At 69.0% G+C, this 18,480-nt stretch carries 16 protein-coding genes; 13 read left to right on the top strand and 3 right to left on the bottom strand.

All coding sequences use genetic code 11. From position 1 onward, the window contains the following. The first annotated feature begins 51 nt into the window (after positions 1 to 51). The 7 genes from R3E10_05865 (at position 52) to R3E10_05835 (ending at position 6,020) form a co-directional block, all read left to right on the top strand. Positions 52 to 1,101, top strand: a complete 1,050-nt coding sequence (locus R3E10_05865; GenBank protein ID MEZ4415260.1) for a bifunctional oligoribonuclease/PAP phosphatase NrnA — start codon at positions 52 to 54, stop codon at positions 1,099 to 1,101. Positions 1,102 to 1,164: 63 nt separating this feature from the next. Beyond that, positions 1,165 to 1,605, top strand: a complete 441-nt coding sequence (locus R3E10_05860; GenBank protein ID MEZ4415259.1) for a hypothetical protein — start codon at positions 1,165 to 1,167, stop codon at positions 1,603 to 1,605. Beyond that, positions 1,602 to 2,102, top strand: a complete 501-nt coding sequence (locus R3E10_05855; GenBank protein MEZ4415258.1) for a Fur family transcriptional regulator — start codon at positions 1,602 to 1,604, stop codon at positions 2,100 to 2,102. The genes R3E10_05860 and R3E10_05855 overlap by 4 nt, the downstream gene beginning before the upstream one ends. Before the next feature lie 45 nt (positions 2,103 to 2,147). Continuing rightward, positions 2,148 to 3,077, top strand: coding sequence for an agmatinase (speB, locus tag R3E10_05850; GenBank protein MEZ4415257.1), 930 nt, complete (start codon positions 2,148 to 2,150; stop codon positions 3,075 to 3,077). A gap of 29 nt (positions 3,078 to 3,106) precedes the next feature. Further along, positions 3,107 to 4,651 (top strand): phospholipase D-like domain-containing protein, encoded by a 1,545-nt coding sequence (locus R3E10_05845; protein ID MEZ4415256.1) that lies wholly within the window; start codon positions 3,107 to 3,109, stop codon positions 4,649 to 4,651. Beyond that, a complete protein-coding gene (locus R3E10_05840; GenBank protein ID MEZ4415255.1) occupies positions 4,648 to 5,376 on the top strand; it encodes a cytochrome c biogenesis protein CcdA in 729 nt (242 codons plus the stop codon). Before R3E10_05845 ends, R3E10_05840 begins: the two co-directional genes overlap by 4 nt. 38 nt (positions 5,377 to 5,414) lie before the next feature. Then, positions 5,415 to 6,020: a GNAT family N-acetyltransferase gene (locus tag R3E10_05835; GenBank protein ID MEZ4415254.1), complete on the top strand. Its 606-nt coding sequence runs from the start codon at positions 5,415 to 5,417 to the stop codon at positions 6,018 to 6,020. Between the two features lie 92 nt (positions 6,021 to 6,112). On the opposite strand, the gene R3E10_05830 is transcribed toward R3E10_05835, so the two are convergent. Then, positions 6,113 to 7,882, bottom strand: a complete 1,770-nt coding sequence (locus R3E10_05830) for an ABC transporter ATP-binding protein (GenBank protein ID MEZ4415253.1) — start codon at positions 7,880 to 7,882, stop codon at positions 6,113 to 6,115. A 97-nt stretch (positions 7,883 to 7,979) separates the two neighbouring features. Here R3E10_05830 and R3E10_05825 point away from each other — a divergent pair, with 97 nt between their 5' ends. From R3E10_05825 to R3E10_05815, 3 genes are all read left to right on the top strand, one after another. After that, entirely contained in the window at positions 7,980 to 8,870 is an 891-nt protein-coding gene (locus R3E10_05825) for a hypothetical protein (protein ID MEZ4415252.1), read from the top strand. A gap of 161 nt (positions 8,871 to 9,031) precedes the next feature. Next, positions 9,032 to 9,385: a PadR family transcriptional regulator gene (locus R3E10_05820; protein ID MEZ4415251.1), complete on the top strand. Its 354-nt coding sequence runs from the start codon at positions 9,032 to 9,034 to the stop codon at positions 9,383 to 9,385. Between the two features lie 2 nt (positions 9,386 to 9,387). Beyond that, complete coding sequence (locus tag R3E10_05815; GenBank protein MEZ4415250.1) at positions 9,388 to 12,021, top strand: ABC transporter permease; 2,634 nt, start codon at positions 9,388 to 9,390, stop codon at positions 12,019 to 12,021. Positions 12,022 to 12,039: 18 nt separating this feature from the next. Here R3E10_05815 and ggt read toward each other — a convergent pair whose 3' ends face one another. After that, positions 12,040 to 13,839, bottom strand: a complete 1,800-nt coding sequence (gene ggt, locus R3E10_05810) for a gamma-glutamyltransferase (protein MEZ4415249.1) — start codon at positions 13,837 to 13,839, stop codon at positions 12,040 to 12,042. Positions 13,840 to 14,048: 209 nt separating this feature from the next. Here ggt and murQ point away from each other — a divergent pair, with 209 nt between their 5' ends. The 3 genes from murQ to R3E10_05795 are packed head-to-tail and all read left to right on the top strand — an operon-like array spanning position 14,049 to position 17,853. After that, positions 14,049 to 14,960, top strand: a complete 912-nt coding sequence (gene murQ / locus R3E10_05805; protein MEZ4415248.1) for an N-acetylmuramic acid 6-phosphate etherase — start codon at positions 14,049 to 14,051, stop codon at positions 14,958 to 14,960. Next, positions 14,957 to 16,114 (top strand): anhydro-N-acetylmuramic acid kinase, encoded by a 1,158-nt coding sequence (locus R3E10_05800; GenBank protein MEZ4415247.1) that lies wholly within the window; start codon positions 14,957 to 14,959, stop codon positions 16,112 to 16,114. The genes murQ and R3E10_05800 overlap by 4 nt, the downstream gene beginning before the upstream one ends. Then, entirely contained in the window at positions 16,114 to 17,853 is a 1,740-nt protein-coding gene (locus tag R3E10_05795; GenBank protein MEZ4415246.1) for a hypothetical protein, read from the top strand. The genes R3E10_05800 and R3E10_05795 overlap by 1 nt, the downstream gene beginning before the upstream one ends. On the opposite strand, the gene R3E10_05790 is transcribed toward R3E10_05795, so the two are convergent. Next, positions 17,808 to 18,434, bottom strand: coding sequence for a hypothetical protein (locus R3E10_05790; protein ID MEZ4415245.1), 627 nt, complete (start codon positions 18,432 to 18,434; stop codon positions 17,808 to 17,810). The genes R3E10_05795 and R3E10_05790 overlap by 46 nt on opposite strands. Positions 18,435 to 18,480 lie beyond the last annotated feature (46 nt).

Below are 18,480 nucleotides of genomic sequence, written 5' to 3'. Positions count from 1 at the left end.
GGCTCCACGGGGACATGTCGAAGCGCAGGGAGAGGGGAGGGGTGGGATCCGGTGCCCTACCGGACGCCGCCGGAACGTCTTCCGGCGATTGAGCAGGTCATCCACAGCCTCGAGAGTGCCTCTCGGGTGGTGCTGACCACGCACGTCAATGCGGACGGGGACGGCGCCGGGTCGGAGGTCGCTGTGCTCGCCTGGCTGCGCGCGCGCGGCGCCGAGTGCTGGATCGTCAACCCCACACGCTTTCCGGATACGTTCTCCTTCCTGCTGCCTGAGCCCGACGCCGCGGTGGATCCCGGTAGCGCACGCGCCACCGAGATCACCGCCTCGGCAAGCCGGCTGGTGGTGCTGGATACGGGAGAGATCCCCCGCATCGGGCGGGTGAAGGCGCTGACCGACCATGTGCCCAAGACCGTGGTCGACCATCACTTGCCCGGAGAGTCCCCCATTCCCGGGGTGGCGCTGCGCGACGAAAGCGCATGCGCCACTGGCGAGCTCGTATACGACCTCTTGTTGGCCGACGGCGCCGAGATCACGCGGGAGATCGCGGAGGCGCTGTATGTCGCCATCATGACGGATACGGGGTCCTTCCGCTTCAGCAACGCCTCTCCCTCAGCGCATCGCATCGCGGGCGAGCTCATCGAGCGTGGCGTCCACCCCGAGGTGGTCTACGAGCGCGTCTACGGCTCGTCCTCCATGGATCGCTTTCGTCTGTTGGCCGCGTCGCTGGTCGAGCTCGAGTTCGACGAGGATGCGGGGGTGGCGTGGATGACGGTACCCAACGAAGCGTACGAGGCTTTCGGATCCTCGGCGGAGGACCTGGACGGCTTTGTGGACTACCCGAGATCGGTGCGTGGGGCCGAGGTGGGGTTGTTGTTTCGTAGCACGACGAGCGGGGACACCAAGATCTCGTTCCGCTCCCGCGGCCGCGTCAACGTCAATGCACTGGCGCGTCAGTTTGGAGGGGGTGGTCACGCCAAGGCGTCCGGCGCCCTCGTGCGCGGCTCCATCGACGAGGTGCGCGGAGCGGTGCTGGACGCGGCGCGTCGAGCCGTGCGCCGCATGCGTGGTGAGCGGGGCGGCATCGACCTCAGCCGGTCCTAGACCTCCCCGCAGAGCGGGTGACCCCGGTGGCCGGGCCGAGCCGAGGACTGCTACATTGAAGGGATGAAGACGGTGACTCCTCCTCCCCCGCTCAAGGCCGATCCGGGCGTGCCCGAAGCATTGCCGCGGACCCTGGTGACGCTGCGCGATCGGCTCGGAGCCGACAGCGTCGATCGTATCTGGATCTTCCCGCCGCTCATCCGGGGACGCCGGGAACGGGGTCTGCTCGTGGCGACCGTGTTCGCGGACGGGGAGCGCCGCCTGCTACACACCGTCACCTACGTGGCCGAGCGCACGGGGAAAGGACTCACTGTCGAGCAGCAGATGTTCGAAGAGGGAGTGTCACCCAGCGACCGTGTACCCCACGTGATCGACGGTGTGGTTTCGCGTTCGCAGATGAACCTGGGGCCACCCAGGGAAATCGAGATCGAGGGGGATCCCGAGCGCTACGAGGCACTGCTGGCCGAGTTCGATCCCGCGCTCTTCGTGGCGGAGGCACCGTGAGCTCATCGGCTCGCGCCCTGCCGTTCGTTCGCGTGTTCAGCCGTTACCTGAGGGACCGGGGCTTGCCGATCACCCACCAGCGTGAGGCCGTGGCGCAGGTGGTCTTCACGTCGGAGGAGCATCTCTCGGTCGAGGAGATCGAGCACCGGTTGCGCGATCGGGGTAAGCGGATCGGCAAAGCGACCATCTACCGCACGCTTGACCTGCTCGTGAAGAGTAAGCTGGTGGCCGAACACGATTTCGGGGAGGGCTTCAAGCGCTACGAGCATCGTCTTTCCGCCGAGCCCGAGCATGAGCATCTGATCTGCCTGGGCTGCGGGGACGTCACCGAGTTCCAGAGCCACGAGATGCAACGCATCGAACAGACGTTGCAGGCGGAGTTCGGGTTCCGCCCCACGCGCCACCGACTCGAGGTGTACGGCCTGTGCGCCGAATGCCATCAAGCTGGCGTAGAGCTGCCGTACGAAGGCCTGACCTGTCCGGTGGACGCTCTGTAGCGAGTGCCCAACCGGAGATCCACCGACGCGGAAGGGAGAGGGAGCGTGAACGGTCCCCTGGGTGATGCGCGCCTGGACGATCTGCCTTGGGAGCTGCCCCACTGCTTCCTGGGCCTCGATGAGGGGGCGGCCGCCTTCGACAGCGCAGCAGCCGTGGTCCTGCCGGTACCCTACGAGTCCACCACGTCCTTTGGTGGAGGGACGCGTCAGGGGCCACGGGCGATCGTCGAGGCATCACGCTACATCGAGACCTACGACCAGGAGTTGGATTGCGAGCCCTGCGTGATGGGCGTGCATACGCTTCCCGCGTTGGAGCTGACGCGAGCCGGCGCCGCGGCGGCCATGGAGGAGCTGGAGGAGGCCTACGCCCGTGTGCGGGAAGCCTGCGGTGACCGGTTCCTCTTGATGCTGGGTGGCGAGCACTCCATCTCGGCGCCGGCCATTCGGGCGGTAGCCCGGGCCGCAGGCCGGCGCATCCAGGTCCTCCAGTTCGACGCGCACGCCGACCTGCGGGCCCAGTACGAAGGTTCCCCTGCGAGCCATGCTTCCGCGATGGCCCGCGTGCTCGATCATGCCGACGTGCTCGCCGTCGGCATTCGCGGTGTCAGTTCGGAGGAAATGGAGGTGGCCCGTTCGCACGAAGGGGTCGACTTGATCTTCGCCGACCAGATGTGGGCCGACGACGACTGGATGGAGCGGGCCTTGGAGCGTCTGAGAGATCCGGTGTACATCACGTTCGACGTCGACTACTTCGATCCTTCCCTGGTCCCGTCCACGGGTACCCCCGAGCCGGGCGGAGGCGATTGGTATCGGACGTTGCGTTTTCTACGACGCGTCTTTCAGGAGCGCACCGTCCTGGCCGCCGACATCGTGGAGCTCGCCCCGATTCCCGGGCTACACGCGCCGGACTTCCTCGTCGCCAAGCTCGCCTACAAGTTCTTGGGGTACCGGTACGAGCAGATGCGTGCCCTCTGAAGTCCGCCGCCGCCGACCGGCGCCTTGCCATGCCTCATGAGCCCCTCGCCGAGGACCAGCGGCACGAGATGCTGCGGTCCCCGCATGTGCTCGATGGTGCGCCCGGAGAAGCGATCGAGCGGGCGATGGCGCGAGCGACGGGCGCCCGGCTGACCCTGGGCAACCGTGTCAGTCTGCAGTTCGACGGCCCTTTGACGTTCGACCTGTGGCTGGAAGCGATCGGTCAGGCGAAGCACTTCATCCACTTCGAGAACTACATCCTTCGCAACGACCCCGTGGGTCGCCGGTTCCGCGACGCCTTGATCGAGCGAGCCCAGGCTGGCGTCGAGGTGCGCGTTCTGTACGACTGGATGGGGTGTTGGGCCACGCCGCGCCGCTATTGGAAGCCGTTCAAGCAAGCGGGCGTGGAGGTTCGCGCCTACAACCCCCCGTCGTTCGGTGACCCGTTCGGATTGCTGCAGCGCGACCACCGCAAACTTGTCTGCGTGGACGGAGAGGTTGCGTTCATCGGCGGCTTCTGTGTGGGTCAGGAGTGGGCCGGATCCGAGCACGACCCGCCCTGGCGCGACACGGGTGTCGAGATGCGCGGGCCGGCTGCCGCCACCGCGGCGGGCGCCTTCGGGCAGATCTGGTCCCTCATGGGCGAACCGGTTCCCGAGGACCTCGCCCCCAGGCCGGAGACCGCTCCGGCGGCGGGAACCACCCCGGTGTGGCTGATCGAGGGGGTGCCGTGGCGCACGCGCGTCTACCGGGCCGTCCAGTTGATCGCGGCCACGGCGCGCGAGCGAATCTGGATCACCGACCCCTACTTCGTGACGCCGCGACCGGTGGCCGAGGGATTGATGGCCGCCGCGCGTGACGGTGTGGATGTGCGCGTGCTGGTGCCGGCGCACAACAACTGGCCCTGGGTGGGCAGTCTGGTGCGCTCGGGCTACCGAACCCTCCTGGAGTCCGGGGTGCGGATCTTCGAGTGGCAAGGTCCCATGATCCACGCCAAGACGGCCGTGGCCGACGGAATCTGGTGCCGGGTCGGGTCGAGCAACCTGAACGCCGCCAGCTTGCTCGGGAACTGGGAGATCGACGCGGGCATTCTGGACCCGGAGCTGGCGCGGGCCCTTGAGGCGCTCTTCCTGGCGGATCTGGCCTCGGCCGTCGAGATCGTGCTACCGGGTCGGCGGCCACCCACCACGCAGCATCCATCCATGGATCAGGTGCTTCGGCCCCGCACGAGCTCCCTCGAGCCCGAGGGGCTGCAGGACCGGATCGACCGCATCCGCCGCATGGGGGCCGGTCAAAGCGGCACCGGCCTGGCCAGCCTGGTGCGGGCCGGCTCCGCCACGCTGGACGCGATCGCCGGCCGACGCACACTCGACCGGGAGAACCGTACGGTGCTGATGACAACGGCCTTGGGACTGGTGATTCTGGCGGTTGCCGCGACGATCTGGCCCCACGTGGCCGGGCTGGTGTTGGCGGCGCTACTGGGCTGGGTCGGCGTGACCACGGGCCTGCGCGCGCTCCTGCAGGCCCGCCGAGCGCGTCAGGAGATCCAAGCGGGTCGGAGGTCGGTACCGTGAATGAGTCCATCGGAGTGGCCGTCGCCTTTTCCGCCGGCGTCCTTTCCTTTCTCTCCCCCTGCGTGCTTCCCCTCGTGCCCAGCTACCTGTCGTTCGTGACCGGCATGAGCCTCGAAGACCTGAAGGGCGGGGTCGATCGCAAGGCCACCCTGGTGCACTCGCTCCTGTTCGTGACGGGCTTCACGTTGGTGTTCGTCCTGCTGGGCGCCAGCGCGTCCTTCCTCGGTCAGTTCTTCAGGGCGTACGAGGAATGGGTGGCGCGGCTGGGCGGCCTCCTCCTGATCCTGTTGGGTCTCCACCTGATGGGCGTGTTCCGTCTTACTCCGCTCCTGCGCGAAAAGAGGATGCATCTGGCGGACAAGCCGGCCGGTCACCTCGGCACGCTGGGCGTGGGAGCCGCCTTCGGAGCGGGGTGGACCCCTTGTATCGGTCCGGTGCTCGGCGGAGTGCTCACGCTCGCGGGGACGAGCGAAACCTTCTGGTCAGGTGTCGGCCTGCTGCTCGTCTACTCCCTGGGCCTGGCCGTACCGTTCCTGCTGGCCGCACTGGCGCTCGATCGCTTCCTGGTCGCCTTCGGCCGCTTCCGTGGCCTGATGGGCTGGGTGGAGAAGATCTCCGGGGCCCTGCTGGTCGCGCTGGGGCTCCTGCTGGTGACCGGCACCTTCAGCGTGCTCTCCAGCTATCTGGTGCGACTGACGCCCGCGTGGCTGCTGGATCGGATCTAGGTGCGCGGGACGATCCGCCCTCCGCGGTCCACGCGGCCATGAGCGCTCCAGAGACTGTACGTCTCGACCTCTCCCATCGCAGCGCCGTGGTGGACGTACTGGCGGAGGCGTTCTGCGGCTATCCCGTGATGCGATTCGTTCTCGGGGAAGGGGCCGATCATCCCACTGATCCGGGACTCCGTGCGCTGATCGACTACTATGTCGGTCACCGCCTGGTTCGGGGCTGGCCCGTCCTGGGCGTGCCCGGTGCGGAGTCGCTCCGAGCGGCCATCACGATCAGCGAGCCCGACGCGCCGCCGCACGCCGAAGCGGAGGCGGAGCTGGGGCGCCTGCGCGCGGCGCTCGACGCACCGGCCTTCGAACGAATGCAGCGCTTCGAACGAGCGAGCGCTCACGCCGAGCCGCCGACCCGACATCTGTTCGTGGGCATGGTCGGGGTGCGGCCGGGCTGGCAGGGCAGGGGCCTCGGTCGGACCTTGTTGGAGCGCAGCTTCTCGATGGCGAGCGCTGGAGGGTACCAGGGCGTCTGTCTGAGCACGGAGCTTCCGGACAACGTCCGGTTCTACGAGCGCCTCGGGTTTCGGATCGTGGCGGAGACGGACGTCGATCAACTCCACACCTGGTGCCTGTTCCGCCCCAGCTAGGACATCTCCCGACCAAGGAGCGGACCGTGCCGCTTCGGATTCGGGGCCGCGGCCCATGCGCACGCCAAGTGCCCCACGTGTGCAGAGCTTCCCTAGCCGGTCGGCGCCAGGGATTCCTCCAGGTTCTCCTCCAGGAGCTGACGTCGGTGCAGTCGCGCATAGACACCGCCGCGCGCCAGGAGGTCGGCGTGCGTGCCGCGCTCGGCGATGCGTCCGTCGTCCAGCACCAGGATCAGGTCCGCGTCCATCACGGCCGAGACGCGGTGCGAGATGATGAACGATAGCCGACCCGCGAGCACCTCGCGGAGCTCCCCCAGGATTTGCGCTTCGGTATGGGTGTCCACCGCGCTCAGGGCATCGTCCAACACGAGGATGCGCGGGTCCCGCGCGAGCGCCCTGGCCAGGGTCGCTCGCTGCTTCTGTCCGCCGGACAGGTTGATCCCGCGCTCCCCCAGCTCCGTATCGTACCCGTGGGGGAACTCGAGCACGGTCTCTTCGAGCTGCGCCGTGCGGGCGGCGTTGCGGACCCGCTCCCAGTCCTCTTCGAGGTCCCCTCCCAGACCCAGCGCGAGGTTCTCTCGTATCGTATTGGAGAAGAGAAAGGCATCCTGGGGCACGAATCCCGTCGAGCGGCGGAGGTCGGCGAGGTCGAAGCGATCCAGGGGCACGCCGTTCAGCAGGATCTGTCCTTCGGTCGGGTCGTAGAGCCTGGGGATCAGGGAAACCAGCGTGCTCTTGCCCGATCCCGTTGGCCCGACGACGGCGATCCGCATCCCGGGCTCGACCTCGAACGAGAGGTCGCGCAGCACCAGACGCTCCGTGTCGGGATAGCGGAAGCTCACGTCCCGAAACTCGAGTCGGAGCGGATCCGCCGGGAGGGCAACCGCCTCGGGCTGGGAAAGGATCCGGGGCTCCAGCGCGAAGATCAGGTTCAGGCGTCCCATGGAGGCTGCGCCCCGCTGGAAGAGGTTGACGACCCATCCCAGCGCGATCAAAGGCCAGATCAGCATACCGAGGTAGGTCACGAAGGCGACGAAATCCCCGATGGTGATGCGACTCGCCATGATCTCCAGCCCGCCCACCCACAGCACCACCACCATGCCGATGCCGGCCAGCATGCCGAGCAGCGGATGGAACAGGCCGGACGCTCGCACGAGATCCACGTTCCGCTTCATGTAGTCCCGATTCAGCTCACCGAAGCGGGCCTCCTGCGAGTCCTCCTGGACATAGGCGCGCACAATCCGGACGCCGGTCAGGTTCTCCTGGACCATCGTCGATAGCGTCGACAATTGCTCTTGGATGCGTTCGAAGCGGCGGTGGATGATGCGTCCGAAAAAGAGGACGACCATCGGCAGCAGGATCATCGGGACCAGGGCCCACAGGGTCAGTCGTGGGCTGATCCAGAGCATGAGGGAGAGGCCGAAGGCGAACCCGACCAGGGTGTTTACGGCGTACATTACGGCCGGGCCCACCGCCATTCGCACTGCCCCCGTATCCTGCGCCGCCCGCGTCATCAGGTCTCCGGTCCGGTATTTGCCAAACTGGGAGGCGTCCAGGCGGAGAAGGTGATCGAAGAGATCGTCGCGGAGGTCACACTCCATGCGCCGGGACAAGCCGTTGAGGAGCTCGCGCATCCCATAGCGGGCTGCTCCGCCCAGAAGGGCGGAGAGCACCAGCAAGCCCGCCAGTTGCGCCAGATCGGAGCGTGTCGTGGCCGGTGCCGAGAGGGCGTCGACCGCCAGCTTCACCAGCCAGGGCTGGACGGTCTGGAAGGCGTTGGCGACCCCCACGAGGAGCAACCCGGCGGCCAGGGAACCCCGGTAGGGCCGGAAATAGGGGAGGACAGAGCGGAGGTGGCTCATGGAGAGGGCAGGCGGTGTATCCGGAAAAGGGCGTGTGTGGGTCCGTCCTGCGAATTCGAACGATAACCCGCGTCCGACGCGGGGTTCAACGGAGGTCATGAGCATGATCAGGGTGAGCCGTTTCGCGATGGGGGTGGTGCTGCTGGGAGCGCTGGTCCTCTCCGCCTGCGGCCGGGAAGTGCGTTCGGCGGCTGCGGAGGACGAGGCGCCGGTCGTGGCGACGGTCCAGAACGAGCCCGACCCTGCCAGCGACCTCGCACAGGGAGTGACGACCGAGCCCGACGCGGCCGCGATCGAAGAGGAGCCGGTCGTGGAGCGCCGTGAACCCGCGCCGCCGCCGCCGGTGCGTCGCAGCACGGTTCCCCCGTCGAGCACGCCCACCCACGCACCACGCGAAGAGGCTCCGGTCCTGACCGCGACCGATCCGGAAGGGTCGCGGGTGGAGTTCGAGGAGGAACCGGTTCTGCAGATCGAATCGGGCACCCGCGTCGGACTCCAGACGGAGACCGAGCTCAGCACCGAGCACCAGCAGGTCGGTGACGTGTTCTGGGCCACGGTTGCCGATGACGTGTTGGGCGAGAACGGCTTGGTGCTGCTGGCTGCAGGGACCCGGGTGCGCGGGCGCGTCCTGGAAAGCACTCCCAGCCCCTCGGCAGAGGAGCCGGCCACGCTGGGCATCGGCTTCGAAGCGGTCTTCGTGGACGGGGTGGAGCTACCCCTGGACGCGGAGGTGATTTCCGCAGCCATGGAGCGCGGCACGCGGGATTCGGGTGGTGAGTCGGCGGCGAAGGTGGCTGGCGGAGCCGCTGCAGGCGCCATCCTCGGCCGCATTCTCGGTGGCAAAGGGAAGGATGCCGTGAAGGGCGCCGTGGTCGGAGCCGCAGCCGGGGCGGCGGTTGCCGCTGGAACACGCGGCGGTCACGCGAAGCTGCCCGCGGGGGCCATCGTGGAGATCGAGCTCCGCCGGCCCGTCCGTCTTGTGTCCTAGCGGGTCTGCGGCACCCACGAGACCGAGGCCCCGTCGCGGAAGCGCGACGGGGCCTCTTCCGTTGGCGGTGTGAGTCAGCCCGTGGCGCTCCACCCCCGTTGGTCACGCGTCCGCGAACGGTCCTTGTCCCATCGGCCTTCGTCCACCACTATATGGGTAGAATGTCTACGGTAGACGATCCACGGGAGAGGCTGGAGTTCCTGCAGGGCACCCTGGAAGTGCTGGTGCTCCGTTGTCTCCAGGACGGCCCCAATCACGCCTACGGGATCTCGCAGTTCCTGGAAGCACAATCCGGGCGGGAGTTCGTGGTGGACAACGGCTCGCTGTACCCGGCGCTGCAACGGCTGCTGCAGCGGGGGCTGGTGCGGAGCGCCTGGAGGACCACGCCCAACGGCAGGCGTGCCAAGTACTACCGCCTGACCTCCGCCGGTCAGGAGCACTACACCGACGCCACCTCTCGTTGGGAACGCTTCGTTGACGCGATGGGGAGGGTGCTGGCGCCGGACGGGAGGTGAGGATGCGGGGATTGTGGGCGAAGCTGCGCGCGGTCGGCCGACGGGATGCCATCGCCCGTGAGCTCGATGACGAGATGCAAGCACATCTGGATCTCATCGCCGATGAACTGATTTCCCAAGGCGTCGATCCGACAGAGGCGCGACGGCAGGCCGCGCGACGGTTCGGCCACCGACCAGCGGCCCGCCGGCGGGCCCTCGAAGCGTGGGAGCTCGGCGGGTTGGAAGGGGTGGCTCGCGACGTTCGCCTGGGCGTGCGGGGCATCCGCCGCAACCCCGCGTTCTCCGCCACGGTGCTTCTGACGCTGGCCCTGGGGATCGGGGCCACCACCAGCATCTTCAGCCTGCTCTGGGCAGTCCGACTCCGGCCCCTGCCGTATCCGGACCCGGATCGTCTGGTCGTGGTGGCGGAGGCCGCGGGCGAGGCGGTGGGGATCAGCGTGACCTGGGGCAATCTCCGGCACTTTGCTGAGGACGCGCACGCCTTCGAACAGCTCGCGGGCTACGTGCGCGGAGTGAGTAGCACCCTCAGCGGACGTGGCGAACCGCGGGTCGTGCACGGCTGGATGGTCGGCCACGGTTTCTTCGAGCTGACCGGATGGAGGCCAGCCGAGGGGCGCCTGTTCGTGGCAGCGGACGATCACCGCGGAGCAGCGCGCACGGTGGTGCTGGCGGACGCGTTCTGGCGTAAGGCGCTCGGCGGCGATCCGGCTGTCATCGGACAATCCCTGGATCTGGACGGGGAGACCTACGAGGTGGTCGGTGTCCTGCCGCCCGGAGTCGAGTTCCTGGATGCGGATATCGAGTTCTATCTCCCCCTGGGCCTCTTCTTCACGGACAGTGAGGATCGCGGGCGGCACGGTTCGATTCGTGGCCTCGCAAGACTGCGACCCGAGGTCACTTTGGCGGAGGCCACCGACGAGCTCGACGCCGTGCTGGAGGCGCTGGCGCTGAGCGACCCCGGGGCGGAAGACGAGCACCGCGCCCACCTGACCGAGCTCACCCGAGCCGTGACGGGGGGCGTCGACCGAGCCCTCTGGTTGTTGTTCGGCGCGGGGGCGCTGGTGTTGGCACTGGCGTGTGCCAACGTCGCGAGCCTGCTCCTGAGCAGGGGGCTCCTGCGCAGGCAGGAGTTGGAGATCCGCGCGGCGATCGGAGCGAGCCGACGGCGTCTGGCTGCGCAGCAGGTCACCGAGACGTTGGTGGTCGCGGGGCTGGGCGGCGCGCTGGGAGTGATCCTGGCCCGACTGGCCCTGGGCGTGCTGGTGCGGCGGGGGGCGATCGAGCTCCCACGCATCCGCGATGTCCGGCTGGACATTCCCGTGCTGGCGTTCGCTACGGGAGTGACCCTGCTGGTCGGTCTCTTGGCCAGCTTGGCGCCGGTCTTCGCCCAACGCCCGGACCGGTTGGGGTCGTTGCGCGAGGGCAACCGTACGGCCGGTGGGGGGCGCGCAGGGCAGACGCTTCGGGGAGCTCTGGTGGTGGGTCAGGTGTCTTTGACCCTGGTGCTGGCCTTCGCAGCGATCGTGCTACTGCGCAGCCTACACGAAGCAAGCCGGACCGACCCCGGGTTCGAGACGAGTCGCTTGGTGGAGTTGGAGCTACGCCTACCTGCGTCGGCCTATCCGGACGCCGCTTCCCGTCGTCGCTTCTACGAGGCACTCACTCAGCGCCTGGGGGCGCAGCCGTGGGTCGAGTCCGCCGCTGCGGTCGGGTGCCCACCCATGCGGGGAAACTGCGGCGATTGGTGGGTGTCGATCGAGGGGCGACCTCAGCCGGCCGAGTCCGAGGTCCCGGTCAGCCGTTTCGACGTGGCTCAGGCCGGTGCGTTTCGTACGCTGGGCACGCGGCTGCTCGCCGGGCGCGAGTTCACTGCAACAGACGGAGCCGACGCCCCCATTCTCGTGGTCAACGAGGCGTTCACTCGACGCTGGTGGCAAACTCCGCACGATGCGCTGGGCGCCTGGGTCAAGGTGGGAGGACCCTACCAACCCGGGCCGCGGCGCCAGATCGTCGGTGTCGTCGCCGACGCGCGGCAGGACGGTCCCGACGAGGCGGTCGAACCGCAGTTCTGGATGCCCTTCTCCGCCGATCCGCGAGCGGGGATGGTCACGCTCATACGGGTGCGTGGCGAGGAAGTGGCGGCGTTCCCCGCTCTGCGCGCCATCGTGGCGGAGCTCGACGATCAGCTTCCCATCTGGTCTGTGCAGACCTTCTCGGACGCGGTTTCCCAGGCGCTGCGCGAGCGGAGACTCGGCACCTGGCTCATCGCCGCCTTCGCCGCACTGGCTATGGCGCTGGCCGGCGTAGGGATCTACGGAGTGCTGCAGCAGTGGGTGGCCGCGCGTCGGGGAGAGATCGCCCTACGCATGGCGCTGGGCGCGGACGGTTCGCGGGTGGTGCGGTTGGTGGGCCGCCACGCGGCGCTACTCCTGGGCCTTGGCCTCGGGTTCGGCACCGTCGGGGCCTCGGTCGTATCGCGCTGGCTGGGTAGCGTGGCCTTCGCCGTCCCGGCGCTCGATCCGCTCACGCTGCTGGCAGCGGGATCCGGGGTGCTGGTGGTGTCCGCCACGGTGGCGAGCGTTCCCGTGCTGCGCGCGCTGCGGGTCGACGCAGGGCGTGACCTGCAGCGGGGCTGACCCCCGCGGCGCCGATCCCTACCAGCCGACCGCTTTTCCGCCGCGACGGGGGTCCGACCAGCCCTGCAGGCGACCGTCGGCTCCGACCTGGATCGCCTGCACGTCACCGGAGACGCCCCCGCTGAAGTAGGCGTCTGTCTCTCCTTGCTCTCGCTCCTGCAGACGGTGGCCCAGTGTCTCGAGCCCCGCCACCGTCGCGTCGTCCAGCGCGCCGAACTCGTAGACGACCACATCGGGTAGATGTTGATGGTGCACACGGGGGGCGTTGACTGCCTGGGCGACGTTCATGCCGTAGTCGATGACATTGGAGATCATCTGGAAGACCGTGGTGATGATCGTCGATCCTCCCGGCGTTCCGGTCACCAGGAAGAGGTCCCCCTGGGCGTCCAGCACGATGGTCGGTGTCATGGCGGACAACATGCGCTTTCCGGGCTCGATCGCGTTGTTCTCGCCTTGCACCAGCCCGAACTGGTTGGGTGTTCCAGGTTTGGCAGCGAAGTCGTCCATCTCGTTGTTCAGCAGGAAGCCGGCGCCGGTCACGGTCACTCCGTTGCCGTACCACGAGTTCAGCGTGGTCGTGGTCGCGACGGCGTTCCCCTGCGCATCCACCACCGAGTAGTGGGTCGTCTCGCCGCCCCGCTCGGACGGTCCCAGGCCCGGACCGACCTCGCTCGACGGCGTCGCCTGGCTGCGCTGGATGTCCGCCCCACGCTCCCGCGCGTAGGCCTTGGAAACCATGCGGTCGAGTGGCATCGACACGAAGTCGGGATCGGCCAGGTACTCGTTGCGGTCGGAGAAGGCACGACGGGCCGCTTCCACGTACACGTGCAGCTGGTCCGGCGAGTGCCACCGCATGGAGCGGAGATCGAAGGCTTCGACCATGTTGGCGATTTCCGCCATGGTCGCTCCTCCCGACGAGGACGGAGGCATCGACAACAGGGTATGGTTCCGGTACGTGAAGCGAATGGGGTCCCTCCAGGCCGGCGTGTACGCCTCCAGATCCGCGTGTGTGATGATTCCTCCGCCGCGGCGCATCTCCGCCACGATCAGATCGGCGGTTTCTCCCCGGTAGAAGCCGTCGGGTCCCTCGTCCCGGATGCGCGTCAGCGTGCGGGCCAGGTCAGGCTGGGCGAAGCGGGCCCCCAGGGCGGGCGCTTCCCCGCCCGGTAGGAACTGCGCCGCAGTGGACGGAAAGCGGGCCAGGGCCTCGCGGCTGAAGGTCAGCCCTCCGGCGAGGCGGGCGTGCAGGGGGAACCCGTCCGCCAGGTCGATGGCCGGCTGCACCACGTCTGCCCAGGGCAGGACGCCGAAGCGCTGGTGCGCTGCCCAGAGGCCGGACACGGAGCCCGGTACGCCCGCGGCCAGGTGACCGACGACCGACTTGTCCGTGAGGTTGCCGTGCTCATCCAGATACATGTCGCGCGTGGCCGCGGCGGGGGCCTTCTCGCGGTAGTCCAGCGCGTAGCTCTCCCCGTCGGCGAGACGGACGACCATGAATCCGCCGCCCCCGATGTTGCCCGCTTCCGGGTTGACGACGGCGAGTGCGAAACCGGTCGCGACGGCCGCATCGACGGCGTTCCCTCCCGCCTTGAGGATGGCGATGCCGACGGTGGAGGCGATCGAGTCGGTGGAGACGACCATGCCGCTGTCGGCCGTCACCGGTTCCACGCTGGCGCTGTACATCCACCCGGTCGGAAAGGCCCAGGGCGTTGAAGCGGGCTCACCCCCGGAGCAGGCCGCAAGCGTGGCGAGGCCTGTGACGAGCAGGAGCACGGGACCCCGTCGCCGCGAGGCCAAGGAACGGGCAGCGCTGGACATGGCGGACCTCCAGGTCGATCGGATCGAGCCTGGAGATAGGGGGCGCCGGAGGCATTGCGCAACGCGACGGGGCCAGGGACGTGCCCCGGTCCCCCCCTGCCTTTACTCTAGGGGGGCTGGGGCGCTTCCCGACGCGGAGTGCCTCAGCGCGCAGAGCTTCCCCAGGAGGCCGGGGCAGCCGCCCCAGGGCCCTCACCCGATTGGACTCGATGCTCGACGAACGCCTCACCGAAAAGCAGAACCCCGCATCCGCTCATCTCGACGAGCTGGACACGCTCGCGATCGTGGACCTCATCAACGCCGAGGACCGCACCGTGGCCGAGGCGGTCGGGAAGGAGCGGGAGGCGATCGCACGGGCGGCGGACCTGGCGCTCGACGCCTTTCGACGGGGAGGGCGTCTCCTCTACGTGGGAGCGGGTACCTCCGGACGTTTGGGGGTGCTGGACGCTGCGGAGATGCCACCGACCTATGGCACCGACCCGTCGCTCGTCCAGGGCGTGATCGCGGGCGGCTACGAGGCGCTGGTCCGTGCCCAGGAAGGAGCCGAGGACCATCCGGAGGAAGGGGCGCGGGCGATGGACGAGCGTGCGGTGGGGCCGGCCGACTTCGTTCTTGGAATCGCCACCTCGGGCACGACCCCGTTCGTCCACGGCGCCCTGGCCCGGGCGCGGGAGCGTGGAGCTCGCACCGGGTTCCTGCTCTGCACCCCTCCCGGTGAAGAGCTGCGCCAGAGGCACGACGTGGTGATCGCGGCCCTGGTGGGCCCGGAGGTCGTGACCGGATCCACACGGATGAAAGCGGGCACGGCTACCAAGTTGGTGCTCAACACGATCACCACGACCGCCATGGTCCGAGCGGGCAAGGTCTGGGGCAATCTGATGGTGGACCTTCAGGTCACCTGTCAGAAGCTCCAGGATCGTGGGGAACGGATCCTCATGTCGACGTTGGGACTGGAGCGCGAGGTCGCCCGCCGGCTCCTGTCGGATGCGGACGGACGCGTCAAGACGGCGATCGTGATGGCCAGGCTGGGAACCTCGCGCCAGGAGGCCGAGAGTCGGCTGCAGGGGGCGCAGGGAAGTATCAGCCGCGCGAGCGCCGGGGCAGCGGGGACGCAGCCATGAAATACCTGGGACTGATGAGCGGCACGTCTCTCGACGGAATCGACGCGGCGCTCGTGGAAATCGAAGGCGACCCCTTGAACGGCGTCGTCTGGAGCTTGCTCGCCTTCCGCTCGCGGCCCTTCACCGGTGAGGAGCGGGCTCGCCTGGCGGGGCTGATCGAGGCGGGCAGCGCTCGGGATCTGTGCCTTGTGCACGCGGACCTCGGCGAGGCCTTCGCCGACGCCGCCTTGCAGTTGCTCGCGGAGACCGATACCCCGCCGGGCGCAGTGGCCGCGATCGGCTCGCACGGGCAGACGCTCTGGCACGAGCCCCCGAGCGCACGCCGACGGGGGGCTACCCTGCAGTTGGGAGATCCCGCCACCATCGCCGAGCGCACGGGGATTCCCGTCGTCTCCGACCTGCGGGCCCGCGACGTGGCGGCCGGGGGGCACGGGGCGCCGCTGGTATGCTTCGCCGACCGACTGCTCCTCGCACATCCGACCGAGGGCCGCGCGGTGCAGAACCTCGGGGGGATGGGCAACGTCACCTGGGTTCCGCCCCGGCGCGGGGCGCGTCATGAGCTGCTGGCCTTCGACACCGGCCCCGCCAACGCGCTCATCGACGCCGCGGTCGAGCTCGCCACCTCGGGCGCCGAGACCTACGATCGCGACGGCGGCCGCGCGGCAGCCGGTCACGTCGATGTGGAGCTGTTGAGCGAACTGATGGATCATCCATTCTTCCGGACCCCGCCACCCCGGTCCACGGGGCGCGAGGTGTTCGGTAGGCCCTACGTCCGGGCCCTGGCGGACCGCAGAGCACCGGCAGACGCGCAGGGCTGGGCGGATCTGATCGCGACCCTCACGGCCTTCACGGCCAGGAGCATCGGCGACGCCTACCGCCGCTGGGTGCTACCGCGAGGCGTGACGGACGTGGTGCTGGTCGGAGGCGGAGCGCGGAACCCCGTGTTGGCTGGCATGATCGCGAGCGAGTTGGCGCCGGTCCCGGTGGTCGGGGGAGGCGCGATCGGGATGGATGTGGATGCGCGGGAAGCCGTGGGCTTCGCACTCCTGGCCTGGGCGTTCCAGAACGCGGTGGCGGGCAACGAGGTGGGCGCGACGGGCGCCGCCGGTCCCCGTCTCCTGGGGTCGTACACGCCCGGAAAGGGGCTCGCCTGATGCGCGCGTTGCCACCCTGGATCGGATGGGCCGGGCTCGCTCTGGTCATGCTGCTCGAAGCCGTGCTGGTGGTGAAGGCCGCCAACCCGTCGCCCCACTCCGGTGGGGACAACGCGGGCTACGTGGCTCTGGCCTATTCCCTCCTGGACCGACACGCCTACGTAGAGTTGTGGGAGCCGGGCGAGCCGGCACATACGAAGTATCCGCCCGGCTTCCCGTTGCTGCTCGCGGGGATGATCGCGCTGGGCGCGCGCACCTGGACAGCGCTCAAGGCGTCGAGCGCGGTGTTTACGGTGTTGGCGGTGGGGCTCGCCTACCTCTGGGCGTGGCGCCGGCGCAGTTGGTGGATGGGATTGGGCGTGGCGTTCGTGCTGGCCTGGTCCGATTCGTTCGTCTATTCCAGTCAGTGGGTGCTTTCCGACCCGCTCTTCCTGGTGCTCACGCTCGCGGGCCTGACGGCCTTCGAGCCTCCACGTCGGGAGACGGCGGGCGGGCTGGACCCCGGGCCGGGTGGGGAGGGCGCCGATCCGCCGGAAGGACCGTCCGGGCGCTGGATGGCGCTGGGGGTCGTAGCATCCATCCTCGCCTATTTCACACGGTCCGCGGGCCTGCCGCTGGTGGCGGCGATCGCGCTTTGGTTGGCCTGGGGGCGGCGCTGGCGGGCACTGGGTGCCTTTGCGGCCGCCTTCGCCGTCCCCGCCGCACTCTGGATGGTGCGCTCGGCCGTGGCGGGAGCGCCGGGCTACGTCTCCGAGTTCTGGATGGTCAACCCCTACGATCCCTCTCTCGGACGGGCCGGGGTGGGGGACCTGCTTACCCGCATCATCGAGAACACCAAGCTCTATTTCGGATCCGCCATCCCTGCGGGGCTGGTGGGTCGGCGAGGACCCACCACCACCCTGCTGGGTGGGGTGCTCACGCTGCTCGCCCTGGCGGGATGGGGAAGGAGGGTGCGACGGCCCGGAGTGGCGGAGCTGTTCGCCCCGCTGTACCTGGGCCTGATCCTCCTGTGGCCCGTCGTGTGGTCCGGGGACCGCTTTGCCTTGCCGCTGTTCGCGCTCGTGCTCTTCTATGCGGCCGAGCTGCTGTCCGACGGCGCCCGCCGCCTGAACGAATACGCCCCGCTCCTGGTGGGCGCGCTTGCGGTCTTCCTGCTGTGGGTGCCCGCCCAGCAGGCGTGGCGTACCTACGTGGCGCAGGCGGAGCTGTGTCGGGACCGCGTCGCGGAAGGCGGAGCCTATGGGTGCTATCAACCGCGCATGCGCGAATTCGTGACGGCGGCCCGCTGGGCGTCGGTGGGACTGCCGGAGGGGTCGGTGGTGTTGACCCGCAAGCCGCGCATCTTCTACGTGTTGAGCGAAATCAAGTCACGCACCTATCCGCTGGTCGAGTCGGCGGATACGCTGTTGGCCGCTGCGGACGCGGCCGGGGCCCGCTATGCGCTGATCGACTACCTCGACAACCTCGGTGGTCTGTACATGATCCCGTCGGTTCACCAGCGCCCGGGAGCGTTTTGCGCGCTGGTCGGCTTCGGCGGAGATCAGCAGGGCATCCAGACCCAGCTGCTGGGAGTGCAACCCGTCGAGCGCCGAGGGCGCCCGGGGACCGTCCAGACGCAAGAGGGCGTCACCAACCTGACGGTACGGCTCTGTCCGGCCGACTATCGCCGGCCGGACGCACCGACGGTGCCCCCTCACTCCTCGCTGGAGATCCCGCTCCTGTCGCGGCTCGATCGATAGAACGCGGCGAGCGCGACGCCGAAGAGCACGTGCTCCCAGATCGTGTCGGGCTCGGGCCGGTCCACGTCGAAGAGCGCGGCGCCGACGGGGAGGCGTCGATGGGGGCTCAGGGGACCCAGCACGCGCGTCAGCCCGCCCAGGGGACGCGTGGTGTAGCTGGCGAGTCCGAGGATGCCGCCTCGGACCCAGAGCGGGCCGGGCAACCAGGGATCGATGAAGGCCCCGTAGATCATCCCGACGGCCGCTCCCCGCAACGCGTCGTCCTTCAGCTCATCGCCGTCGAGCGGATCACCGACCATCAGAGCACGCACGACCTGGGCGGTTCCGGCCGCCAGCGCACCGGCCAGCGCCGCGCGCAGATCCGGGCGCCTGCGATCCGCTCCGGCCCGTGCCAGCAGCTCCAGCCCGAGATCCCTGGCCCACGCCGCGGTTTCGCCGCCTCCCGCCTGGTCCCTCGGCCGTCTAGCTTGCGGGGACCTACGCTCGTCTCGCTCCGTGAGCGCGCGCAGGCGACGAGGCGGTCCGCTTCCGCGGGCGCGCTCCAGGGCATAGCCAAGGCGAAACCAGATGGAATCGGACATCGGTCTCCGGGCGGGCGACGGCCTAGCCTCGCGTAGCGTCGCCCGT

The organism is Gemmatimonadota bacterium (genome assembly GCA_041390105.1).
GTDB lineage: Bacteria > Gemmatimonadota > Gemmatimonadetes > Longimicrobiales > Gaopeijiaceae > JAGQIF01.
Note: the sequence above shows the minus strand (reverse complement) of the source record. Positions and strands in the feature narration are given on the sequence as shown.

What these genes read in the sequence shown, in the direction of transcription:
- murQ (MEZ4415248.1), top strand. Translation starts at nt 14,049, where the DNA reads ATGCTCGACGAACGCCTCACCGAAAAGCAGAACCCCGCATCCGCTCAT.
- R3E10_05825 (MEZ4415252.1), top strand. Translation starts at nt 7,980, where the DNA reads ATGAGCATGATCAGGGTGAGCCGTTTCGCGATGGGGGTGGTGCTGCTG.
- R3E10_05800 (MEZ4415247.1), top strand. Translation starts at nt 14,957, where the DNA reads ATGAAATACCTGGGACTGATGAGCGGCACGTCTCTCGACGGAATCGAC.
- R3E10_05790 (MEZ4415245.1), bottom strand. Translation starts at nt 18,434, where the DNA reads ATGTCCGATTCCATCTGGTTTCGCCTTGGCTATGCCCTGGAGCGCGCC.
- R3E10_05830 (MEZ4415253.1), bottom strand. Translation starts at nt 7,882, where the DNA reads ATGAGCCACCTCCGCTCTGTCCTCCCCTATTTCCGGCCCTACCGGGGT.
- R3E10_05820 (MEZ4415251.1), top strand. Translation starts at nt 9,032, where the DNA reads ATGTCTACGGTAGACGATCCACGGGAGAGGCTGGAGTTCCTGCAGGGC.
- R3E10_05815 (MEZ4415250.1), top strand. Translation starts at nt 9,388, where the DNA reads ATGCGGGGATTGTGGGCGAAGCTGCGCGCGGTCGGCCGACGGGATGCC.
- ggt (MEZ4415249.1), bottom strand. Translation starts at nt 13,839, where the DNA reads ATGTCCAGCGCTGCCCGTTCCTTGGCCTCGCGGCGACGGGGTCCCGTG.
- R3E10_05860 (MEZ4415259.1), top strand. Translation starts at nt 1,165, where the DNA reads ATGAAGACGGTGACTCCTCCTCCCCCGCTCAAGGCCGATCCGGGCGTG.
- R3E10_05795 (MEZ4415246.1), top strand. Translation starts at nt 16,114, where the DNA reads ATGCGCGCGTTGCCACCCTGGATCGGATGGGCCGGGCTCGCTCTGGTC.
- R3E10_05845 (MEZ4415256.1), top strand. Translation starts at nt 3,107, where the DNA reads ATGCCTCATGAGCCCCTCGCCGAGGACCAGCGGCACGAGATGCTGCGG.
- R3E10_05835 (MEZ4415254.1), top strand. Translation starts at nt 5,415, where the DNA reads ATGAGCGCTCCAGAGACTGTACGTCTCGACCTCTCCCATCGCAGCGCC.